Genomic DNA, 16,276 nt, shown 5'->3' with positions numbered 1-16,276 from the left:
GACCGCATAGGAGCAGGTCGGAGGACTACGCCGTGGCACGAAGCAGATGAAGGCCGCCGCCAAGGAGCAGGCCGTCTGACCTACGGTTCGCGCTTTTCGGAGGGCTTCGCCGCCACGATCGCGGTGAGTTCGGCGCCGGTGCGCAGCAGGATGGGGACGTCGACGTCGAGGTCCGAGATCATCTCCCGGCGGAGGCCCGCGGCGATCTCCGGAGCGTCGCCGGTATCCGGCGGCGCGGAGAAGACCACGTTTCCCGACTGCAGGTAGGTCTGGACGTCGCGGTTACCGAGGTCCTCGAAGATCCTCCGAAGGTCGGGCATGCGGACCCTGGCCTCCCCAGCGACGTTGATGCCCCGAAGCAGTGCCGCATACGTCGCCATGGTCATCCTCAAGCTGCCGGGTGATTAACTCACCACCGGTGCCGGGCGACGCTGCCTTCAACCCGGGTCAGCCGGGCGTGGCGGCGGCGGTACCGGAGTAGTCGGCCTCGCCGTTGGCGTTGCTTGACCGGACCCTGAACTCGTAGGTGTGGCCGTTGGTGAGCTGGGTGACGGTGCTGCAGGTGTCGGTGACGGGGTAGGGGACCCGATACCAGCCTTCGCCGGTGGTGACGTCCCGGTGGTACATGACGTAGCCGGTGGCGTTCGGTGCGGGATTCCAGCAGATCCGGGCGGAGCCGTTCCCGGGGGCCGCGGTGAGCCCGGTGGCCGGCGGCGGGATCGTGCCGGCCGGCCGCGCCCGCACCGTTCCGGAGTAGTCGGCCTCGCCGTTGGCGTTGCTTGACCGGACCCTGAACTCGTAGGTGTGGCCGTTGGTGAGCTGGGTGACGGTGCTGCAGGTGTCGGTGACGGGGTAGGGGACCCGATACCAGCTCTCGCCGGTGGTGACGTCCCGGTGGTACATGACGTAGCCGGTGGCGTTCGGTGCGGGATTCCAGCAGATCCGGGCTCGGCCGTCACCGGGTTCGGCGGTGAGGCCGGTGGCCGGCGACGGCATCACCCGTTCGGCGGAACCGGCCTCGGGACCGGCCGGCCCGGGGCGGGGCGCCGGTGTCGGCTCGGGCTGTGGCGGCTGTGGCGGCTGTGGCGGAGCGATTGAGGGAGAGGACGACGCCGAGCCGGGTCGCGACGTTCCGGGAGAACCCGACGTGGACGTATCACCTCGCCCGGTAGGAGCGCGCTCCGGAGCGGAGAGGCCGTCCGGGAGGTCCGCCGGCGCGGTCGCGGAGTCGGATGGGCTGCCCACTGGGTGAGCCCGCGCCGCGTTGGTGTTCCCGGCGTCGACAGCGAACAGCGCACCCGTCGCCGCGACAGTCAGTACCGCCACCGGCAGGGCGCACCAGCGGCGGAACCCGCGGCCCGCGCCACCGAAGAGAAGCGAACCGGATCGCCGTATCCGGTCGTGGGTGAGAACGGCCAACCGAAACCGCAGGTTGTCGTCTCGCGGCGAGGGGTTCGGCTCCATGGACGCCTTTCCACACCAGTCGGGCCTCGCGGCGGAACGCGGCCATCGCGGAGATCCAAGCTATAGTCCCCAGCGGTGATACTACGGCGGTTCACGCGGACAATCATCCGGAGGCTGCGCGATCCTCATCCCCGACATCCGGATATTCGCCGCGCCCGGCCGCGTCGTTGGGACATGATGGAATCGGCCCGCGGCGACACCGGAAGCACCGTCTGCGCAGGCCGCGAAGCCTGAGAAAACTGCGGGGTGTGAGCTGACTGGGGATGCTGTGATTACCGATCCGCACGGGGCGACGGATCGTCTGGTCGCCGGCCGTTACCGACTCGCGGAACGACTCGGCGCCGGCGCGTACGGGACGGTGTGGCGCGCGGTGGACGAGCTGCTCGACGTCAACGTCGCGGTCAAGGAGATACGGCTCAACGCCGCGGTGACCGACCCGGAGCCGAGCGGCCTGCTCGCGCGAGTCGTCCACGAGGCGAAGGTTGTTGCCCTGCTGCGGGACCACCCCAACGTGGTGACCGTCCTCGACGTCGTCCACGAGGGCGACCTGCCGTGGATCGTGATGGAGTGGGTTCCGTCACGTTCGCTCGCGGAGGTCGTCCGGCAGCAGGGTCCGCTTGCCCCCGAGGATGTCGCCCGGGTCGGCCTGGCGGTTCTGAACGCTCTCGTCGCGGCGCACGCGGCCGGCATCGTGCACCGGGATGTCAAGCCCGCGAACATCCTCCTGGGCGACGACGGCCGGATCGTTCTCGTCGACTTCGGCGTGGCCGTCCTGGAATCCCACTCCACGGCCACTCAGAGCCCGCTCGGAACGCTCGCCTACATGGCGCCCGAGCGTTTCTCCGGAGCCCGCGCAATGCCGGCCAGTGACCTGTTCTCCCTCGGTGCCACCCTCTACACGGCGGCGGAGGGAGTCTCGCCGTTCGCCCGGGAGAACGAGGCCGCGACGGTGGCCGCCGTGCTTTCCCACGAACCGGAACCGCCCCGACGGGCAGGGCCGCTCGGCGCGACGATCCTCTCCCTGCTCGACAAGGATTCCGACGTCCGGCTGGGCGCTCAGGACGCGCACGAGGCGCTGGTCGCCGTGCTCGCCGTGCTCGCCGCGGCCCCCGCCGGCGCTGTTCCTGCTCCCGTGCGGGGCACGGCGAGCTGGGCTGCCGCCCCGCCCGTCGAACCCGGCCAGCCGGTCCGGAACGTCGAGTCCGCCGACGCACCGGCAGGGCTGACCGGGCCGGCAGGGCTGACCGGGCCGCCGGGGGCGGGCGGCACGGTCGAGTACGGGGAGTCGCGTCTCGGACGGGCCATCGGCGTCGGCCTGGCCGTGGGCACCGCGGTCGGAGCGGCTGTTCCCTGGATCGCCCAGGCTTTCCTCGATCTGCCTGCCTGGGCGGTCGTACCGGCCGCGCTCTGGTCGCTCGTGTTCGCGGTCTGGACCGCCGCCCTGATTCCTCCGATCGTCCGGCCTGGCCTGTTGACCATCGGCCCGGACGGGATCAGGTGCCGACGGTTTCCCGACGATCTACGTCTGCCGTGGAGTGAGATCGCCGACGTGCGTGTTCGCGACAACGTGCTGGAGATCGAACATCGAGAGGGCCGCCGCCGGCCTGTGGAGACCTTCCGGCTGTGGGAGTTCCATGGCACCTCGGAGAGCGGGATCGAGGCGATGCTGAGCGCCTGCCGCCGGTAGGGCAAGAAAAGGTGCTGGAGCTAATATTTACCCTTTTCATGGAGGTGTGATTTTCCGCGTGGACTAAAACGGTACTGTCGCAACGTCTCGTGTTTGAAGCCGGTATCGGGTGCCCTTGGTAGGGGGTAGCTGCCCCCCCGTCTCGCGGGCTTTTTCGGCCCCTCCTGGCGACCGTCGCTGTCCTCCGGCTCGGGGGTAGCGGGGTGGGGGCAGTGGGGGCTGGTTCCTCGGGCACCAGGCGGCACCACGTTGGCACCGGGCCGTTCTGGCGCTCTCTGGTCACCCTTGGCCCCGAACCACCGGTTTCACAGGTCAGAACAAATCTTGATCTCTGTGGAACCAGGTTATGGCACCGTAAATCTGAACAGAACGCCAGAATCAGCTACGGAACGGCACGACGTAACATGCCACGCGATGATGTCGGCAGGAGGCAGATGAAGGATGCGGCGAAGGCTGCGACGGCCTGACCTGCAAGTTTGTGAGTGAACTCGCCATCCTGCCCGCACGGTGTCCGCTGGATGGCCAGGGTCGCGCGGCTGTGTCGGGCGCTGTGCTGACTCGATGTAGTCGTTGTCCAGCGCTCGTTCACCCGTGTGAGTAGATGTGTGACACTGTAATTTGTGGTGGACGGCCCTTGATGGGACCAGAAGGACGCGGAGTAAATCCGACATCGGTCTGATCGTTATTCCGGCGCGACCGACATCGAACCTGAGTGGACCTTGGAGGCTGTGAACGATCCGCGGAGGATCATTCGTGATCCGGACCCGTGGAGCAGGATGGGCGCGGCTCGCCTGATCGGGTACTTGCGCAGCGCCGGGTTCGTGCTGATCGTGATCGTTGATCCGATCGACGAGGCTGGGATCACCGCGCGAAAGACCCCCGGAAGCGATCTTCGGGACTGCCTGGAAGGGGATGGCGGCGGTGACTGATTCGTCCAGGCGTGCCCGGCGTGACGCGATCCGAGCCGAGTACGCGGCCGAGGCTGCCGAAGCGGAGGCCGTGGAAGCCGAGCAGGCCGTCGTGTCCGTGCGGGTTCCCGCGTCGTTGGCGGAGGCTCTCAAGGCCCGCGCGGCCGCCGAGCACCTGCCGACCTCGGCTCTGGTCCGGCGCATCCCCGCCCGGGCGGTGCAGAGCCCCGAGGCTCCTGCCGTGAGCGTGGAGCAGGTCGAAGAGATTGTGCGCAGGGTTCTCCGCGAATCAGCGTGACCTGCAATCCGCAAACAGCCCGCAGGAGGGCGGAAAACGGCCCACACCAGTGGCAACTACTGGAAGCGAGAACCGCAGGCCATCCCTGAAGGGGCGGGGCCGCTCTGTCGACCGGACAGGTGCACGGTCGGGGGAGCCGGCGACGAGTTCTACGAACCGTTCGTCCGGGCCATCGCCGTCCTGCCCGACGCCAGGGCGACGGAGGGCTCACTAAAGGCCGGAGTCGACCCGGAGGACGTCCTGCTGCAGCTCGGTGTTCTGTGGCGTATCGACCGGCGCGTGACGGTGAGGCGCGGGCCGCGCGCATCCTCGACCTCACCGTCAACAGCCTCCGCCTCCCGGCGACGAACCGCGGGCCCGGACCAGCGTCCTGAGGTCAAGCCGCTGTTCACCTGACACGATCAAGTGGCGGTACCTCACGGGACAGACCGCGGGTACCGCCACTCGGCGCTGCCGCGGGCCGCATCTGTCCGTAAACAAATTACGACCCGTGACGGCTCACGGCGCGCAGATCGCGTATACGGTGACTTGCCCCTGGCTGCTGTGAGAAACCGCCCAGCCGGTCGCCCGTGAACCGACGATGGGGAAAGGGACGGAAGCGAGGAGGGGGCTGTTACGCCCTGGGCGTCCTGGCCGAGGTATTCGGGCTGCGGGTGTCCCGGTCGTCGTCCTGCTGTTCGTCAACTCAGCCCTGACCGCCTACTTCGCCGTCCAACGAGGCGTCACCGACCTCAGGGAAGCCGGAGCCCGCATCCTCATGGGACCGGGTACCTGGCAGCCGCACGAGCCCCACACCGGCGGCCGGCAGCTCGACACCTTCCCGTGGGAACTCACACTCGGCGAGGCGGACCGGATGAGCGCGCGCGGGTGCGCTCCCACGGCGGCCACGCGAACGACTGCCGAATCTCTCTGAATCAGACGATGTGGGGCGAGGGATCGTGGGGTACATGGGGCGTCTCGCGGTAACTACACGTCGAAATCGGCATACACCGGCGCGTGGTCGCTCCAGCGTTGATCATAGGCCGGCGCCCGATCCACGGCGGCGGTCAGGATCCGCCCGGCCAGGTGGTCACTTGATATTAGATAGTCGATTCGCCAGCCGGCGTCAGTATCAAAGGCCCGACCTCGCCATGACCACCATGTATAGGGGCCCGGCTGTTCTCCTGCGAAATTCCGTACGAGATCCACGAAAGCATCCTCGGTGAACAGCTGGTCAAGCCAGGCTCGTTCCGGAGGAAGGAATCCAGCCTTCTTCAGGTTGCCCTTCCAGTTCTTCAGGTCGATCTCACGGTGGCATATGTTGAGGTCGCCGCACACAAGCACGTTCCGGCCGTCGGCTGCCAGCTTTGCCATGCGTTCTCGGATGGCGGCCAGGAAGCGGTACTTCTCCTCCTGCAGGGGTGTGTCCGCCTCGCCGGTGTGTACGTACACGGACACCACCGTCAGCAGCCCGGGATCGCCCTCCAGAGCATCGCCCTCCAGAGCGAAGTCCGCCTCTACCCATCGACCGGCGCCGGTGAATTCGCCGAGCCCTGCGCGGACGCTTGTGGGTGCCATCCGGGACAGGATCGCGACCCCTGCCCTACCCTTCGCCGCCGCCGCCTCATGGACAATGTGCCAGCCGGACCCGACCGAGTCCGCCAGCACCGCGTCGTCGGCGCGCACCTCCTGTACACACAGGATGTCCGGGCACCGGGCCTCCAGCCACGCACCCATCCCTCGCCGTCTGGCCGCGCGAATGCCGTTCACATTGACCGTCGCCACCCTGAGCACAGTGCCCCGGCCTCCTCGTCCGTCGCCCTGTCCACCATGGAAGCAGGCTGGCAACCACCGCCCTCGGGCAGTGCCCTGGACAAGTAAACTGGGGTCGGACGGACCGGTGGAGCACGGTCCTCCCACATGAGGCTCGATGCTGACGTTCATCTCGGAGCTACGACGGCGACGCCGGCCTGAGCGGACCTTGGCGGCTGCGAAGTCCGGGTCCGCGGAGGGTCGTCCGTGCCCGGCGCGATGCGATCCCGAGCCGAGTACGTGAGCGAGACCGGCGATGGCCACGGTGACGGCCTGCTCGACGTCGCGCAGCTCAGTGTTCCCGCCGCCGGCGCTTACCTGGTCGTCCTGCGCACCGCGACCGCGTCCTTGGCCGCGCGGGCGGACCTCACCCTTGACGACATCGAGGACCTGCGGATCGCCGTGGACGAGGCCGCCGCCCTGCTGCTGGTCTCCGCCGTCCCGGGATCGGCCCTGGAGTGCGTCGTCACGCTGTCTCCAGGCTTCATGAGGGTGACCCTCTCGGTCGACAGCTCTGACGGCGAGCCGCCATCGAAGGACACGTTCGCCTGGACCATGCTGAACGCGCTGGCCGGCGAGGTCGGCAGCTCTACCGGGCCGGGCCAGCGAGTCGCGATCGAGCTGACGAAACGGCGCGGCGACCGTGGCGAGTAGCCGATCCCCACCTCTGTCGCCCAGCTCCCCGGCCGCTCGCGCGGATCCGGCGACCTGACATCGTCGAGCTGTCGGGCCTGGTGGGCGATGGGACTGAGCGGATCACGCGCTGGCAGCCAGACCGGCAGCCAAGCCTGCGGATGACAACTGAGGGGCGCTGTGTTGCCTCGCTTTGGTCGGTGTCTGCCGCTCGCCCGCTGTCGCCTGTCAGCGCGGGGATGCGTTTAGCAGATTGGCGCTGGTGGGGTCAGCCGGGTAGAAGGTCTCGATCGCGAGTTCCGCCACGGTGACGTCGGTGGGAGTACCGAACACCGTGGTGGCGGTGAAGAGTGCAAGGTCACCTCGGGGTGACTTGTAGTGCATCGGAACGACGATCGTGTTTGCTGCCCAGAGTTCTGGCTGAGAATCCATCCTTTCCCTGTCGCTGGTGTCGCGGCTGGCCATCCCGTTCGCAGCGGACCGGCGATGGCGGCCGTTGACGTCGCGGTCCCGAAAGCGCCCACCACCGGGCGCAGGGTAGGTGTGAAGTTCGGCGTGGAGGTCCAGAAGAACAGGATCCGCGGACTTTTCTGCCTGTCGTGCCAACCGGTCGAGTAGGTGCGCCTTCCATTGGGGTAGGTTCAAGATGCGTGGGGCCATGCCATCGGGATGCAGGCTGAGTCGGAGCACGTTGACCGGGGGTTCCAACAGTCGGGGCGCCACTCCCGCGGTGAACAGGGAGATAGAGTCGTTCGCGGCGACGAGCTCCCAGTGCCGATCGACAACTACCGCGGGCAGTGGCGCAAGGCCGGCGAGCACCCGGTTGATCGCCTCACTCACTGCTGACATCGGAGGCGAGGCCAGATCATGCTCCGAATAGGCCGGTGCGTAGCCCCCGGCCAGTAGCAGCTGGTTACGTTCCCGAAGTGGCACGTCGAGCTGCTCGGCCAGCATCAAGATCATTTCTCTGGTGGGCCGGGACCGTCCGTTCTCCACAAAGCTGATGTGGCGTGTCGAGACACCGGCGCGTTCGGCGAGGCCCAGCTGGGTGAGCCGGCGCTGTTCCCGCCATCCACGGAGCAGGACCCCCACGGGCTGGTCATGCATGCGGGGGAGGGCCATGCCACGACCCTAAGGGTGATGCCACGAGGTCGGCCATGACCTCGCAGGTAATCGACGGGTCGCGCCGCGGTCGCCAGCATCGAGCCGGCCACCGCCGAAACGGCCCGGGACCTCATGGTGGGCAGCGATGTCCGCCACCCGGGATCTGGAGTTCCTGGTCTGGTCCCAGGCGTTCGAGCTTCCGTATGACGTCGGCGGCATATCTAACACCGTGTCTGAGAGTGAGGACCACCCGTGGACGACTTCGAGACCCTGGCGCTGAATTACCTCGCGGCTTGGAACGAGACCGACCCGACCATGCGGAGAGCTGTTGTGGAGAAGATCCTGGCTCCTGGTGTCCAGTACGTCGACCCGATCGTTGCCGCAGAGGGGTGCGACGCAGTCAGTGCGATGATCGGCGCGGTGCAGAGCCAGTTCCCGGGCCTTACGATGACCTTGGTCGGATCGGTCGACGGCCACCACGACCAGGCCCGTTTCACCTGGAGTCTCGGCCTGGCCGGCGCCGAACCGCCTGTCGTCGGATTCGACGTGATCGAACGCGGCGCCGATGGTCGTATCACCAAGGTGTTCGGCTTCCTTGACAAGGCGCCGGCCGGATCCTGAGCCCGGTGGATCAGAGGGCCCGGGTAGAAGGCTGCGATTGTTGATGAGGGCGGGCCGCGCCGGTGGGAGTTCCGGCGCGGCCCCGGGATCAGCCAGGTTGTAGCCGAGTCGCTGGAAGATCCTGATCCGTACGTCACGTCTCTCGACTCCACGCATACCCGTGTCGCGGTCCCGTGGGTGAACCGGTCGGACCCTCAGTGAGTGAATGCGTCACTCGGGCTCAGGGTGCCCGCGCTGATCGCTGCCTCCTGATAGGCGATCTCGCGATCGACCGCACGCTGGTCGCCTCGAGCCATGGCCGCCCAGCGCCGCGCGGCGCTCGGATGCATGTGACATATTCCTGGCACACGCGAGTTCTTCAACAGAAAATTCGGATCCTGGGTTGCAGTCGGTTCGGAACCAGCGCCTCCCTCGGCTTTTCCGATTCCGCCGAGGCCGAAAACCCGGCGAGCCGGGGACGTGCACGCCGGGCAGGTGGAATTTTCCGGTGCGGGATTCTCCACCCAGCGTTCGGTGCGCCCGCCACACGCTAGGCACTGGTAGTCGACAAGTATGGCCATGGCAACCTACTCGTAGGCGTAGGGCGCGAACGAGAAATCCTTCGCGTCTTCCGGGTCGTGGCCGATCCACACCGTCGCGTCGAGGCTGTCGCGAAGGTGCGCGAGCCGCTCGATCGAGCGCTTCGCGTCGTAACTGTTGTAGTCGGCAGGCGCCGGAACGATGTTGTCGAGCGAGGCCCTCAGGTGCACGGTGTCCGCCGTCAGCAGGAACGTCGTCCCGGTCAGGCGGACCAGGAGGGAGAGGTTCCCGGGTGTGTGGCCAGGCATGTGCAGTATCACGATCGAGCCGTCGCCGAACAGGTCCAGATCGCTGTGGACATGAGTCCAGTCGAAGCCGCGGGTCGCCTCGAGGTCGTGCCGTCGGTACAGCCCGGCGTCGAGGGCGTCGGGCCAGAAGGCATAGCGCAGATCTCCGGCGCCGGCGTAGAACTTCGCGTGCGGGAACAGGTGGAGACCACCGGTATGGTCAAGGTGGGTGTGCGAGCACACCACGTGGGTGATGTCTCTCAGCCCGAACCCTATGGCCGCGAGCTGGTTGTCCAGCTTCTGGTCCTCGGGAAAGTTCATGCCGACATGCAGGGCGAGGTCGCCGTAGACGGCGACCGGGTCCTGCTGGGCCTCAGGCGCGAGACCGGTGTCGAAGAGGACGAGACCCCGGGGATGCCTGATCACATAGCAGGGGTCGGGAATCGTGACTGTCCCAGCGCCACCGACCATGACTATTCCGGCATCAAGGGTCATCGTCGGGCCGTGTAACGCCCACATCTTCGTCGCATTTCCCGGGGAGATCACCAGAGTTTCCTTCAGTAGGAGGTCATGAATGCGGTGGCTGGTCGGAACGATGAATGCTCCACGGATCAGGAATGGCCGCGTCGAGCTGGTATGTCCCAACCGCCGAGCTGATGATCATTTCGCCCGGATGTCGATGATCCTGACGGTGCTCGAGCGGATCTGGTCGAAGCGCAGGTCGGTGGGGGAGGTGCCTTCACGGCTGCCCCTACCGCGTGGACCGATCACCCATCTGTCGCACGAGCAGGGCACGAGCAGGGGCGGTGCCCGTCACGAGTTCGAAGCCCGCCTCCGCTACCGGCGGGGGCGGGCCGCATCCGGTGACTGTGAGCGCCAGGTCGACGACGGCGGCGATCGGCTCTCGGCATCCGAACGATCTGGCCACCCGCACGGCCCCTCTCACGACATCGCGCGATGTGAGCTGCTAGCGCCTACTACAGCCCACTATAGTTCGCATGTATGAACTACTATCCATAATTGGGACTATAGGGACCGTAGAGGTGAGCGCCCTCACATGTCAACGGCGGCGGCTGGGCCGCGATCCAGCGGGTGGGCGGCGCGGCCGGTCCTGCAACTGCAGCCAGCAGGTCACTCCCGGCATCCAGGGATGCGGGCCGGCGGCTCGCGCCACGACGGCGGGTCCTTGCCGGCATTCTGAACAGGCAGGCCGCGATGGTGAACCCCTCGGCGCCCCGGACATCGCGTACCTGCTCCACGTCGAGCCGAGAAGGCAGACGCGTGGCTCGGTTTCCACGCCAAAGGGAAGGGAGTCAGGTCAGGCTACGACCATCGAGAATCAGACCCCCGTTACGCCAACGACGCGAGAAGGTGCCTGCGGCGCCGCGGAGGGAACATGCGACGGCCACGGGCTGCCCGATGAGTCGACCGGTGTCCATCTCGGCCAGGACCTTGGCGACGGCATCCGGGTCGGTTGGTCTCAACAATCCGCGGATAACGTCGAGTGCGGTGCGACTGCCGGGTGATCGGCGCGCACGGGACACAGTCGTGCCGTCCTGTCGCGGACGGCGCCGCCGGCGTCGTGTGGGCCGCGCTGCTTTCCGACGACGGCCCCACCGGCGGCTTCTTCCGCGACGGGCAGCCGCTGCCCTGGCGACCTCCGGCCGAGGTGTCGGGCCTGGGTGTCAGGTCTGGATGTCAGGCCGGGGTGAGGTCGTCAGGCCGGGGTGAGGTCCGGCTGATCTTCGGTCATGAGGCGCCGGGCGATGCGGCCGATCGCCGCGCGGACCCGGGCGTCCATGACCGCGCGTTCGCTGTCGGACTCGACGAGCTGCTCCGACAGCCAGGACGTCCACGCGTCGCCGAGTGTGACGACGGCCGTGCGGCCACGGTCGGTGAGGAGAAGGAGCTCGCCGTCCCGGCTGAGGTAGCCCTCGGCCACGAGGCCGTCGTAGAACGAGGTGAGCACGCCGTGGGGGATGCGCAGGCGGCGCTCGATGTCCCGCTGCCGCGGCGGGTGGTCGCGCAGCCGGGTGCGTAGCTGAACGCCGAGCAGCCCCCAGGCGGTGGGCAGGTCGACCCCCGCTCCGGAGCTGGCCACGAGATTGCCGACCGCCTCCCGGTTCCGCCGGACGAGGCGGCTGATCAGTGTCTCCAGCTCGGCGTCGGAGCTCTGGCTCGCCGGCATCGCGAAGCCCTCGCCGGGGCCGCGGACGGCTTCGCGGGCCGTCCCGCGCAGGGTGACCTGGGGCAGCAGCAGGGCGACGACCAGGCCGACCACGGCGATCGGGACAGCCCACAGGAAGATCGTGTGGACGGCCTCGGCGTAGGCGGCGATGACCGGTGCCCGGGCGCCCGCCGGGAGGCTGTGCACGGCCGCGGGGCTGGTGACAGCCCCGGGTGACACCTGCGCTTCGGCCAGCGCCGGTGGGAGGACGTCGCCGAGCCTGTTGGCGTAGACGGCGCCCATGATCGACGCCCCGAACGACCCGCCGAGAGTGCGGAAGAAGGTGACCCCGGAGGTCGCCGCGCCCAGGTCGCGGTAGTCGACGGTGCTCTGCACGATGATCGTCAGGATCTGCATGGACAGGCCGATGCCGGCCCCGAGCATCAGCATGTAGAGCGACTGGAGCGGGACGGGGGTGTCCGCGTTCATCCGGGACAGCAGGAAGAGCGCGAGTGCGGTCACGGCGGTGCCCGCGACCGGGAACGGTTTGTACCGGCCCGTGGTGCCGACGACCTGACCGGAGACGATGGCGGTCGTCAGCAGCCCGAGCACCATCGGCAGCGTCCGGACGCCGGACATGGTCGCCGACGCCCCGCTGACGTACTGCAGGTAGGACGGCAGGAACGTGAGCGCGCCGAACATCGCGAACCCGACGATGAAGCTGAGGACGGACGCGGTCGCGAACACCCGGCTCCGGAACAGCCGCATCGGCAGGATCGGTTCGGCTGCCCGCAGCTCCACCAGGACGAAGAGTCCCAGGGCGAGTACCGAACCGGCGAACAGGCTGATGATCGTGGCCGATCCCCAGGCGTACTCGGTGCCGCCCCAGGCGGTGGCAAGCGTCAGCCCGCTGGCTCCGAGGGCCACGAAGAGGACACCGAGATAGTCGACCTTGGGACGTCCGACGCTCATGCGGCCGGGGATCGTGCGTGCCGCCAGCGCTATCACGACCACCGCGATCGGGATGTTGATGTAGAACGCCCAGCGCCACGACAGATGGTCGGTGAACAGACCGCCGAGCAGCGGGCCGACCACGGTCGTGAGGCCGAACACCGCGCCGAGCGCGCCCTGGTACCGCCCCCGCTCACGCAGCGGGATGACGTCACCGATCAGGGCGGTGACGAGAATGCCGCCGGCTCCGATGCCCTGTACGGCGCGGGCCGCGATCAGCACGGGCATGGTGTTCGCGAGCCCGCAGAAGAACGATCCGACGACAAAGATGATGATGCTGAGCTGGAAGATCCGCTTGCGGCCGAACAGATCGCCGAACTTGCCGGCGAGGACGGTCGCGATCGTCTCGGCCAGCAGGTAGGAGGTGATGATCCAGCTCATGTGGCCGGCTCCGCCGAGATCGCTGACGATCGTCGGCAGCGCCGTCGAGACGATCGTCTGATCCAGCGCCGAGAGCAGCATTCCGAGCAGGATCGTGCCGAAGATCAGATTGACCTGGGCGCGCGGCAACGACGGCGCCCCTTCCTCCTCCGCCGGGCCGGCCGGGCGTTCGTGGAGGTCCGTGGCGCTCACGCCTCGACCACGGAGGCTGCCGGCGCCGGGTGCGTGCAGGCCAGGCGGCTGGTGCGCCGGCCAGATCCGGTTCGGGCCGTCCGCCTCGGTGGCCTCGATGTGAGCATGCGCGTCGCCTCCTGTGCGGGTGCCGCCTGGGCGTTGTCCGCTGTGTGCGGCTCTGGGCCCAGCCTTCCTCTCCGCGACACAGGAAATTAAACCGAGTTCAGATGTGTACGTACCGTGGTCAGTGCAGCTGGCCAGGCTGCCGGAAGGGGTCGTGCTCGGCGAGGAGCCGTTCCAGCCGGGCCTGGTCGACCCGGCTGACGACGGCGGACGCCTCCTGATGGTCACGGACGCACTTGGAGAGCGTGAACGTCGACGTGACGACGTAGAGCATGCCGATGGTGAGGAAGCCGCGGATCCACCCGTCCCCGGGGAGGTGCGCGATCGCGTAGGCGACCGCCGACACCGAGACGGCGAAGGAGAGAGCGGCCTGCACCATGAACGCGGACGTCGTCTTCGGGGCGGGAGGCTTGGTAGTGGTCACATCTCCAGCCTGGGGCCGCCGGCGCTGTCTGACCTGAGTCGCCGTACTCATCTTTCCGCGCGGGGCTGCTTTCTTCGCGGGGCCACGCGTTGTCGTACCAACCGGGACTTCCTGCAACACTTGCCCGGTGCGCATGCCGCTGCGGATGCTGCGGGGATCCGACCGTCTTCGCGGGCCGGAGGGTGTGCGCGGGGCACTGTGGCGGTCGCTCGCCGTGTTCCGGCTGGCGACGGTGCTCTACGCGGTCGTCACGGTCGGCCGCGATGTCGGGCAGACCGCGCATCCGGTGAACGGCATCGTCTGGTTCGGCGTGCTGGTGGTCTGGTCGGTGGTCATCTCGCTCTTCGCCCCGGCCTCCGACGGCCGACGGCCGCGGGTGCGCACGGCGCTCGTCGTCGCCGACGTCGCGGTATGTACAGCGATCATGATGACGACCGATGTCGTGAGCCCGGATGGATCGGCGGACGTTCTGCCCGCGCTGTGGACCGGGAGCGGTGTGTTCAGCGCTGCGCTCGCGGGTGGAACAGCCGGGGGCATCATCGGCGGTGTGACGCTGGCCGCGGCGTCCGTCGCCGCGCGCGGATCGGTGGACGACGTGTCGATCCGGCCAGCGGTCCTGTTCGTCCTGTCGGGGGCCATCGTCGGCTACCTGAGCCGGACGGCCATCCGTGCCGAGGCGGCGTTGACGCAGGTGCTGGCGGTGCAGGCCGGGAAGGCAGAGCGGGAACGCCTGGCCCGCAACGTCCACGACAGCGTCCTGCAGGTCCTCTCGCTGATCGCGCGCGAAGCGCCGCGTGGCCTTTCCCCGGCCGAGGTGGCCAGGCTGGCCGCGGGCCAGGAGTCGGCGCTGCGCGATCTGCTGCGCACTCCGGGCGCGTCCCAGGCGCCCGTCGCGCAACGCCCGCCGGGCCGCGGGCCGTGTGGCCGTGGGCACAGTGGTCTCTCCGGGCCGGCCGCAGCCGGGGTGGATCTCGGACCGCTGCTGACCGAGGCGGCCCGGACACCACCACCGCTGCCACAGCCGCTGCGGAGGGGGCCGGTGACGGTCTCCACACCGGGAGCGCCTGTGGAGCTGCGTGCGGATCACGCCGTCGAGGTTGTCGCCGCCGTCCGCGCGGTGCTGGACAACGTGGCCGCCCACGCTGGCCCCGGGGCCTCGGCGTGGCTGCTGCTCGAGGACGACGGCGACTCGGTGGCCGTGACGGTCCGCGACGACGGGATCGGCATCGCACCGGGGCGGGTCGTGCGGGCCGCGGCGGAAGGCAGACTCGGGCTCGCGGTGTCCGTGTGCGGACGGATCCGGGAACTCGGCGGCGACGTCGTGATCACCGGCCGTCCGGGAGAGGGAACGGAGGTCGAGCTGCGTGTCCCGCGCTGACAGCACGGACGAGGTGGACCACCCGGATGACACCGGCGGCGCGGCGGGCAGGACGACGAGGGTGGTCGTCGTCGACGATCATCCGCTGTGGCGGGAGGCACTGAGTCGGGACCTGGGCGAGGCGGGGTTCACGGTCGTCGGCACCGCGGGTTCGGTCGCGCAGGCGCTGCGTGTCCTGGCCGCGACCCGACCTGACCTGGTCGTTCTCGATCTGGGGCTGCCGGATGGCTCGGGCGTCGAGGTGATCCGCGCTCTGGTCGGGTCGGCCGAGGCACCGCACCCGCTCACCGGCGCCCCGGTATCGGTCCTCGTCGTGTCCGCCTCCGGGGAGCAGGCCGACGTTCTGGACGCGGTCCGCGCCGGGGCATCCGGATACCTGCTCAAGTCCGCCAGGCCGGAGGAGCTCGTGGACGCCGTCCGGCGCACGGCGCGTGGGACGGCTGTCTTCACCGCGGGACTGGCAGCGCTCGTCCTCGGGGACATGGCCCGGGCGGCGCGGGATCAGGGCCCGCGCTCGGAGGCAGGCTCGCCGCCAGCGCCACGGTTGACCCCGCGTGAGATCGAGGTGCTCAGACTGGTCGCGAAGGGCCTGTCCTCCCGGGACGCCGCGCGCCGGTTGAGCGTGTCGCACCGGACAGTCCAGAACCACGTCCACAACGTGCTCGCGAAGCTGCAGCTGCGCAACCGCGTCGAACTGACCCGCTTCGCCGTCCGCGAAGGCTACGACGACGCATCCTGAGCAGGCCGAAGAGCCGAAGCAGGCGCGGGAGTCTCGCGGGAGTCTTCCGGCCCAGCACGCCCGCAGCTCGCCGGCTGCCATACGCCGTCAGCCGTGGGACAAACCGTGGAGGGCGGCCCATCGACTGACGTCCTCCCTGCGCAGGGCGGTGGCGAGCAGCTCGGGGAAGCGGTCCGGGGTACAGGCGAAGGCGGGTGCGCCGAGTTCCGCGCAGGTCGCGGCGAGCTCGTGGTCATAGGCGGGCGCACCGTCGTCCGACAGCGCCAGCAGCACGACCACGGTGACGCCGGCGTCGACCAGGTTCCGCAGCCGGGCGATCAGTGAGGACTGGTCGCCGCCCTCGATGAGGTCGCTGATCAGGAAGAGGACGGTGTCGGTGGGCCGGCGCACCAGGCTCGCGCCGTAGCTGACCGCCCGGTCGATGTCGGTGCCGCCGCCGAGCTAGACCTGTCTTCCGCACATGGGGTTGCGATGCGTTGACCGGCCCGGTTTCGGTTCAAGGTGGCCGGGTCGGGTCGACATCGAGGATGTCGAGGAGGTGCTGATGCAGAGCCGAGGGACGGGGGA

General features: G+C 68.8%; 15 protein-coding genes and 2 pseudogenes. 8 read left to right on the top strand and 9 right to left on the bottom strand.

The genetic code is table 11. The features are described from left to right. Positions 1-80 precede the first annotated feature (80 nt). Together AB1460_RS15700 and AB1460_RS15695 are read right to left on the bottom strand one after the other, a co-directional pair. A complete protein-coding gene (locus AB1460_RS15700; RefSeq protein ID WP_368962067.1) occupies positions 81-380 on the bottom strand; it encodes a DUF1697 domain-containing protein in 300 nt (99 codons plus the stop codon). A 67-nt stretch (positions 381-447) separates the two neighbouring features. Next, a complete protein-coding gene (locus AB1460_RS15695; RefSeq protein ID WP_368962066.1) occupies positions 448-996 on the bottom strand; it encodes a fibronectin type III domain-containing protein in 549 nt (182 codons plus the stop codon). A 736-nt stretch (positions 997-1,732) separates the two neighbouring features. On the opposite strand from AB1460_RS15695, the gene AB1460_RS15690 reads away from it, so the two are divergent. The 3 genes from AB1460_RS15690 to AB1460_RS15680 all read left to right on the top strand — a co-directional run bounded on the left by AB1460_RS15690 (position 1,733) and on the right by AB1460_RS15680 (position 4,357). After that, complete coding sequence (locus AB1460_RS15690) at positions 1,733-3,151, top strand: serine/threonine-protein kinase (protein WP_368962065.1); 1,419 nt, start codon at positions 1,733-1,735, stop codon at positions 3,149-3,151. 776 nt (positions 3,152-3,927) lie between these two features. After that, the gene (locus AB1460_RS15685; RefSeq protein ID WP_368962064.1) at positions 3,928-4,080 is read left to right on the top strand and encodes a hypothetical protein; all 153 of its coding nucleotides are present in this window, start codon (positions 3,928-3,930) and stop codon (positions 4,078-4,080) included. Further along, a complete protein-coding gene (locus AB1460_RS15680; RefSeq protein WP_368962062.1) occupies positions 4,073-4,357 on the top strand; it encodes a ribbon-helix-helix protein, CopG family in 285 nt (94 codons plus the stop codon). Before AB1460_RS15685 ends, AB1460_RS15680 begins: the two co-directional genes overlap by 8 nt. A gap of 966 nt (positions 4,358-5,323) precedes the next feature. Here AB1460_RS15680 and AB1460_RS15675 read toward each other — a convergent pair. Further along, entirely contained in the window at positions 5,324-6,130 is an 807-nt protein-coding gene (locus AB1460_RS15675; protein ID WP_368962061.1) for an exodeoxyribonuclease III, read from the bottom strand. A gap of 258 nt (positions 6,131-6,388) precedes the next feature. Here AB1460_RS15675 and AB1460_RS15670 point away from each other — a divergent pair, with 258 nt between their 5' ends. Beyond that, positions 6,389-6,802, top strand: coding sequence for an ATP-binding protein (locus tag AB1460_RS15670; RefSeq protein WP_420497283.1), 414 nt, complete (start codon positions 6,389-6,391; stop codon positions 6,800-6,802). 207 nt (positions 6,803-7,009) lie between these two features. On the opposite strand, the gene AB1460_RS15665 is transcribed toward AB1460_RS15670, so the two are convergent. Further along, positions 7,010-7,903: a helix-turn-helix domain-containing protein gene (locus AB1460_RS15665; RefSeq protein ID WP_368962059.1), complete on the bottom strand. Its 894-nt coding sequence runs from the start codon at positions 7,901-7,903 to the stop codon at positions 7,010-7,012. Between the two features lie 234 nt (positions 7,904-8,137). Here AB1460_RS15665 and AB1460_RS15660 point away from each other — a divergent pair, with 234 nt between their 5' ends. Beyond that, positions 8,138-8,506, top strand: a complete 369-nt coding sequence (locus AB1460_RS15660) for a nuclear transport factor 2 family protein (RefSeq protein ID WP_368962057.1) — start codon at positions 8,138-8,140, stop codon at positions 8,504-8,506. Between the two features lie 194 nt (positions 8,507-8,700). On the opposite strand, the gene AB1460_RS15655 is transcribed toward AB1460_RS15660, so the two are convergent. Beyond that, on the bottom strand, positions 8,701-9,066 hold the full coding sequence (locus AB1460_RS15655) for an FmdB family zinc ribbon protein (protein WP_368962055.1): 366 nt from the start codon (positions 9,064-9,066) through the stop codon (positions 8,701-8,703). 6 nt (positions 9,067-9,072) lie between these two features. Next, complete coding sequence (locus AB1460_RS15650) at positions 9,073-9,858, bottom strand: N-acyl homoserine lactonase family protein (protein ID WP_368962053.1); 786 nt, start codon at positions 9,856-9,858, stop codon at positions 9,073-9,075. Between the two features lie 1,006 nt (positions 9,859-10,864). Here AB1460_RS15650 and AB1460_RS15645 point away from each other — a divergent pair. Continuing rightward, positions 10,865-10,966 (top strand): annotated as a pseudogene (locus tag AB1460_RS15645) (short-chain dehydrogenase); the annotation flags it as partial. A 63-nt stretch (positions 10,967-11,029) separates the two neighbouring features. Here AB1460_RS15645 and AB1460_RS15640 read toward each other — a convergent pair. Both AB1460_RS15640 and AB1460_RS15635 read right to left on the bottom strand, forming a co-directional pair. Then, positions 11,030-13,063 carry an MDR family MFS transporter gene (locus tag AB1460_RS15640; RefSeq protein WP_368962052.1) on the bottom strand — a complete coding sequence of 678 codons (2,034 nt, stop codon included), beginning with the start codon at positions 13,061-13,063 and terminating at the stop codon, positions 11,030-11,032. A 226-nt stretch (positions 13,064-13,289) separates the two neighbouring features. Beyond that, complete coding sequence (locus AB1460_RS15635; RefSeq protein ID WP_368962050.1) at positions 13,290-13,592, bottom strand: YiaA/YiaB family inner membrane protein; 303 nt, start codon at positions 13,590-13,592, stop codon at positions 13,290-13,292. A 133-nt stretch (positions 13,593-13,725) separates the two neighbouring features. Between AB1460_RS15635 and macS the strand changes: the two genes are divergently transcribed. After that, complete coding sequence (gene macS / locus AB1460_RS15630) at positions 13,726-14,970, top strand: MacS family sensor histidine kinase (protein WP_368962135.1); 1,245 nt, start codon at positions 13,726-13,728, stop codon at positions 14,968-14,970. Continuing rightward, positions 14,957-15,709: a response regulator gene (locus AB1460_RS15625; protein ID WP_420497282.1), complete on the top strand. Its 753-nt coding sequence runs from the start codon at positions 14,957-14,959 to the stop codon at positions 15,707-15,709. The genes macS and AB1460_RS15625 overlap by 14 nt, the downstream gene beginning before the upstream one ends. An 87-nt stretch (positions 15,710-15,796) precedes the next feature. Here the strand turns inward: AB1460_RS15625 and AB1460_RS15620 are convergent. Further along, a pseudogene (locus AB1460_RS15620) lies at positions 15,797-16,150 on the bottom strand (VWA domain-containing protein); the annotation flags it as partial. Positions 16,151-16,276 lie beyond the last annotated feature (126 nt).

Source organism: Parafrankia sp. FMc2, from assembly GCF_041008525.1.
Taxonomy (GTDB): domain Bacteria; phylum Actinomycetota; class Actinomycetes; order Frankiales; family Frankiaceae; genus Parafrankia.
Note: the sequence above shows the minus strand (reverse complement) of the source record. Positions and strands in the feature narration are given on the sequence as shown.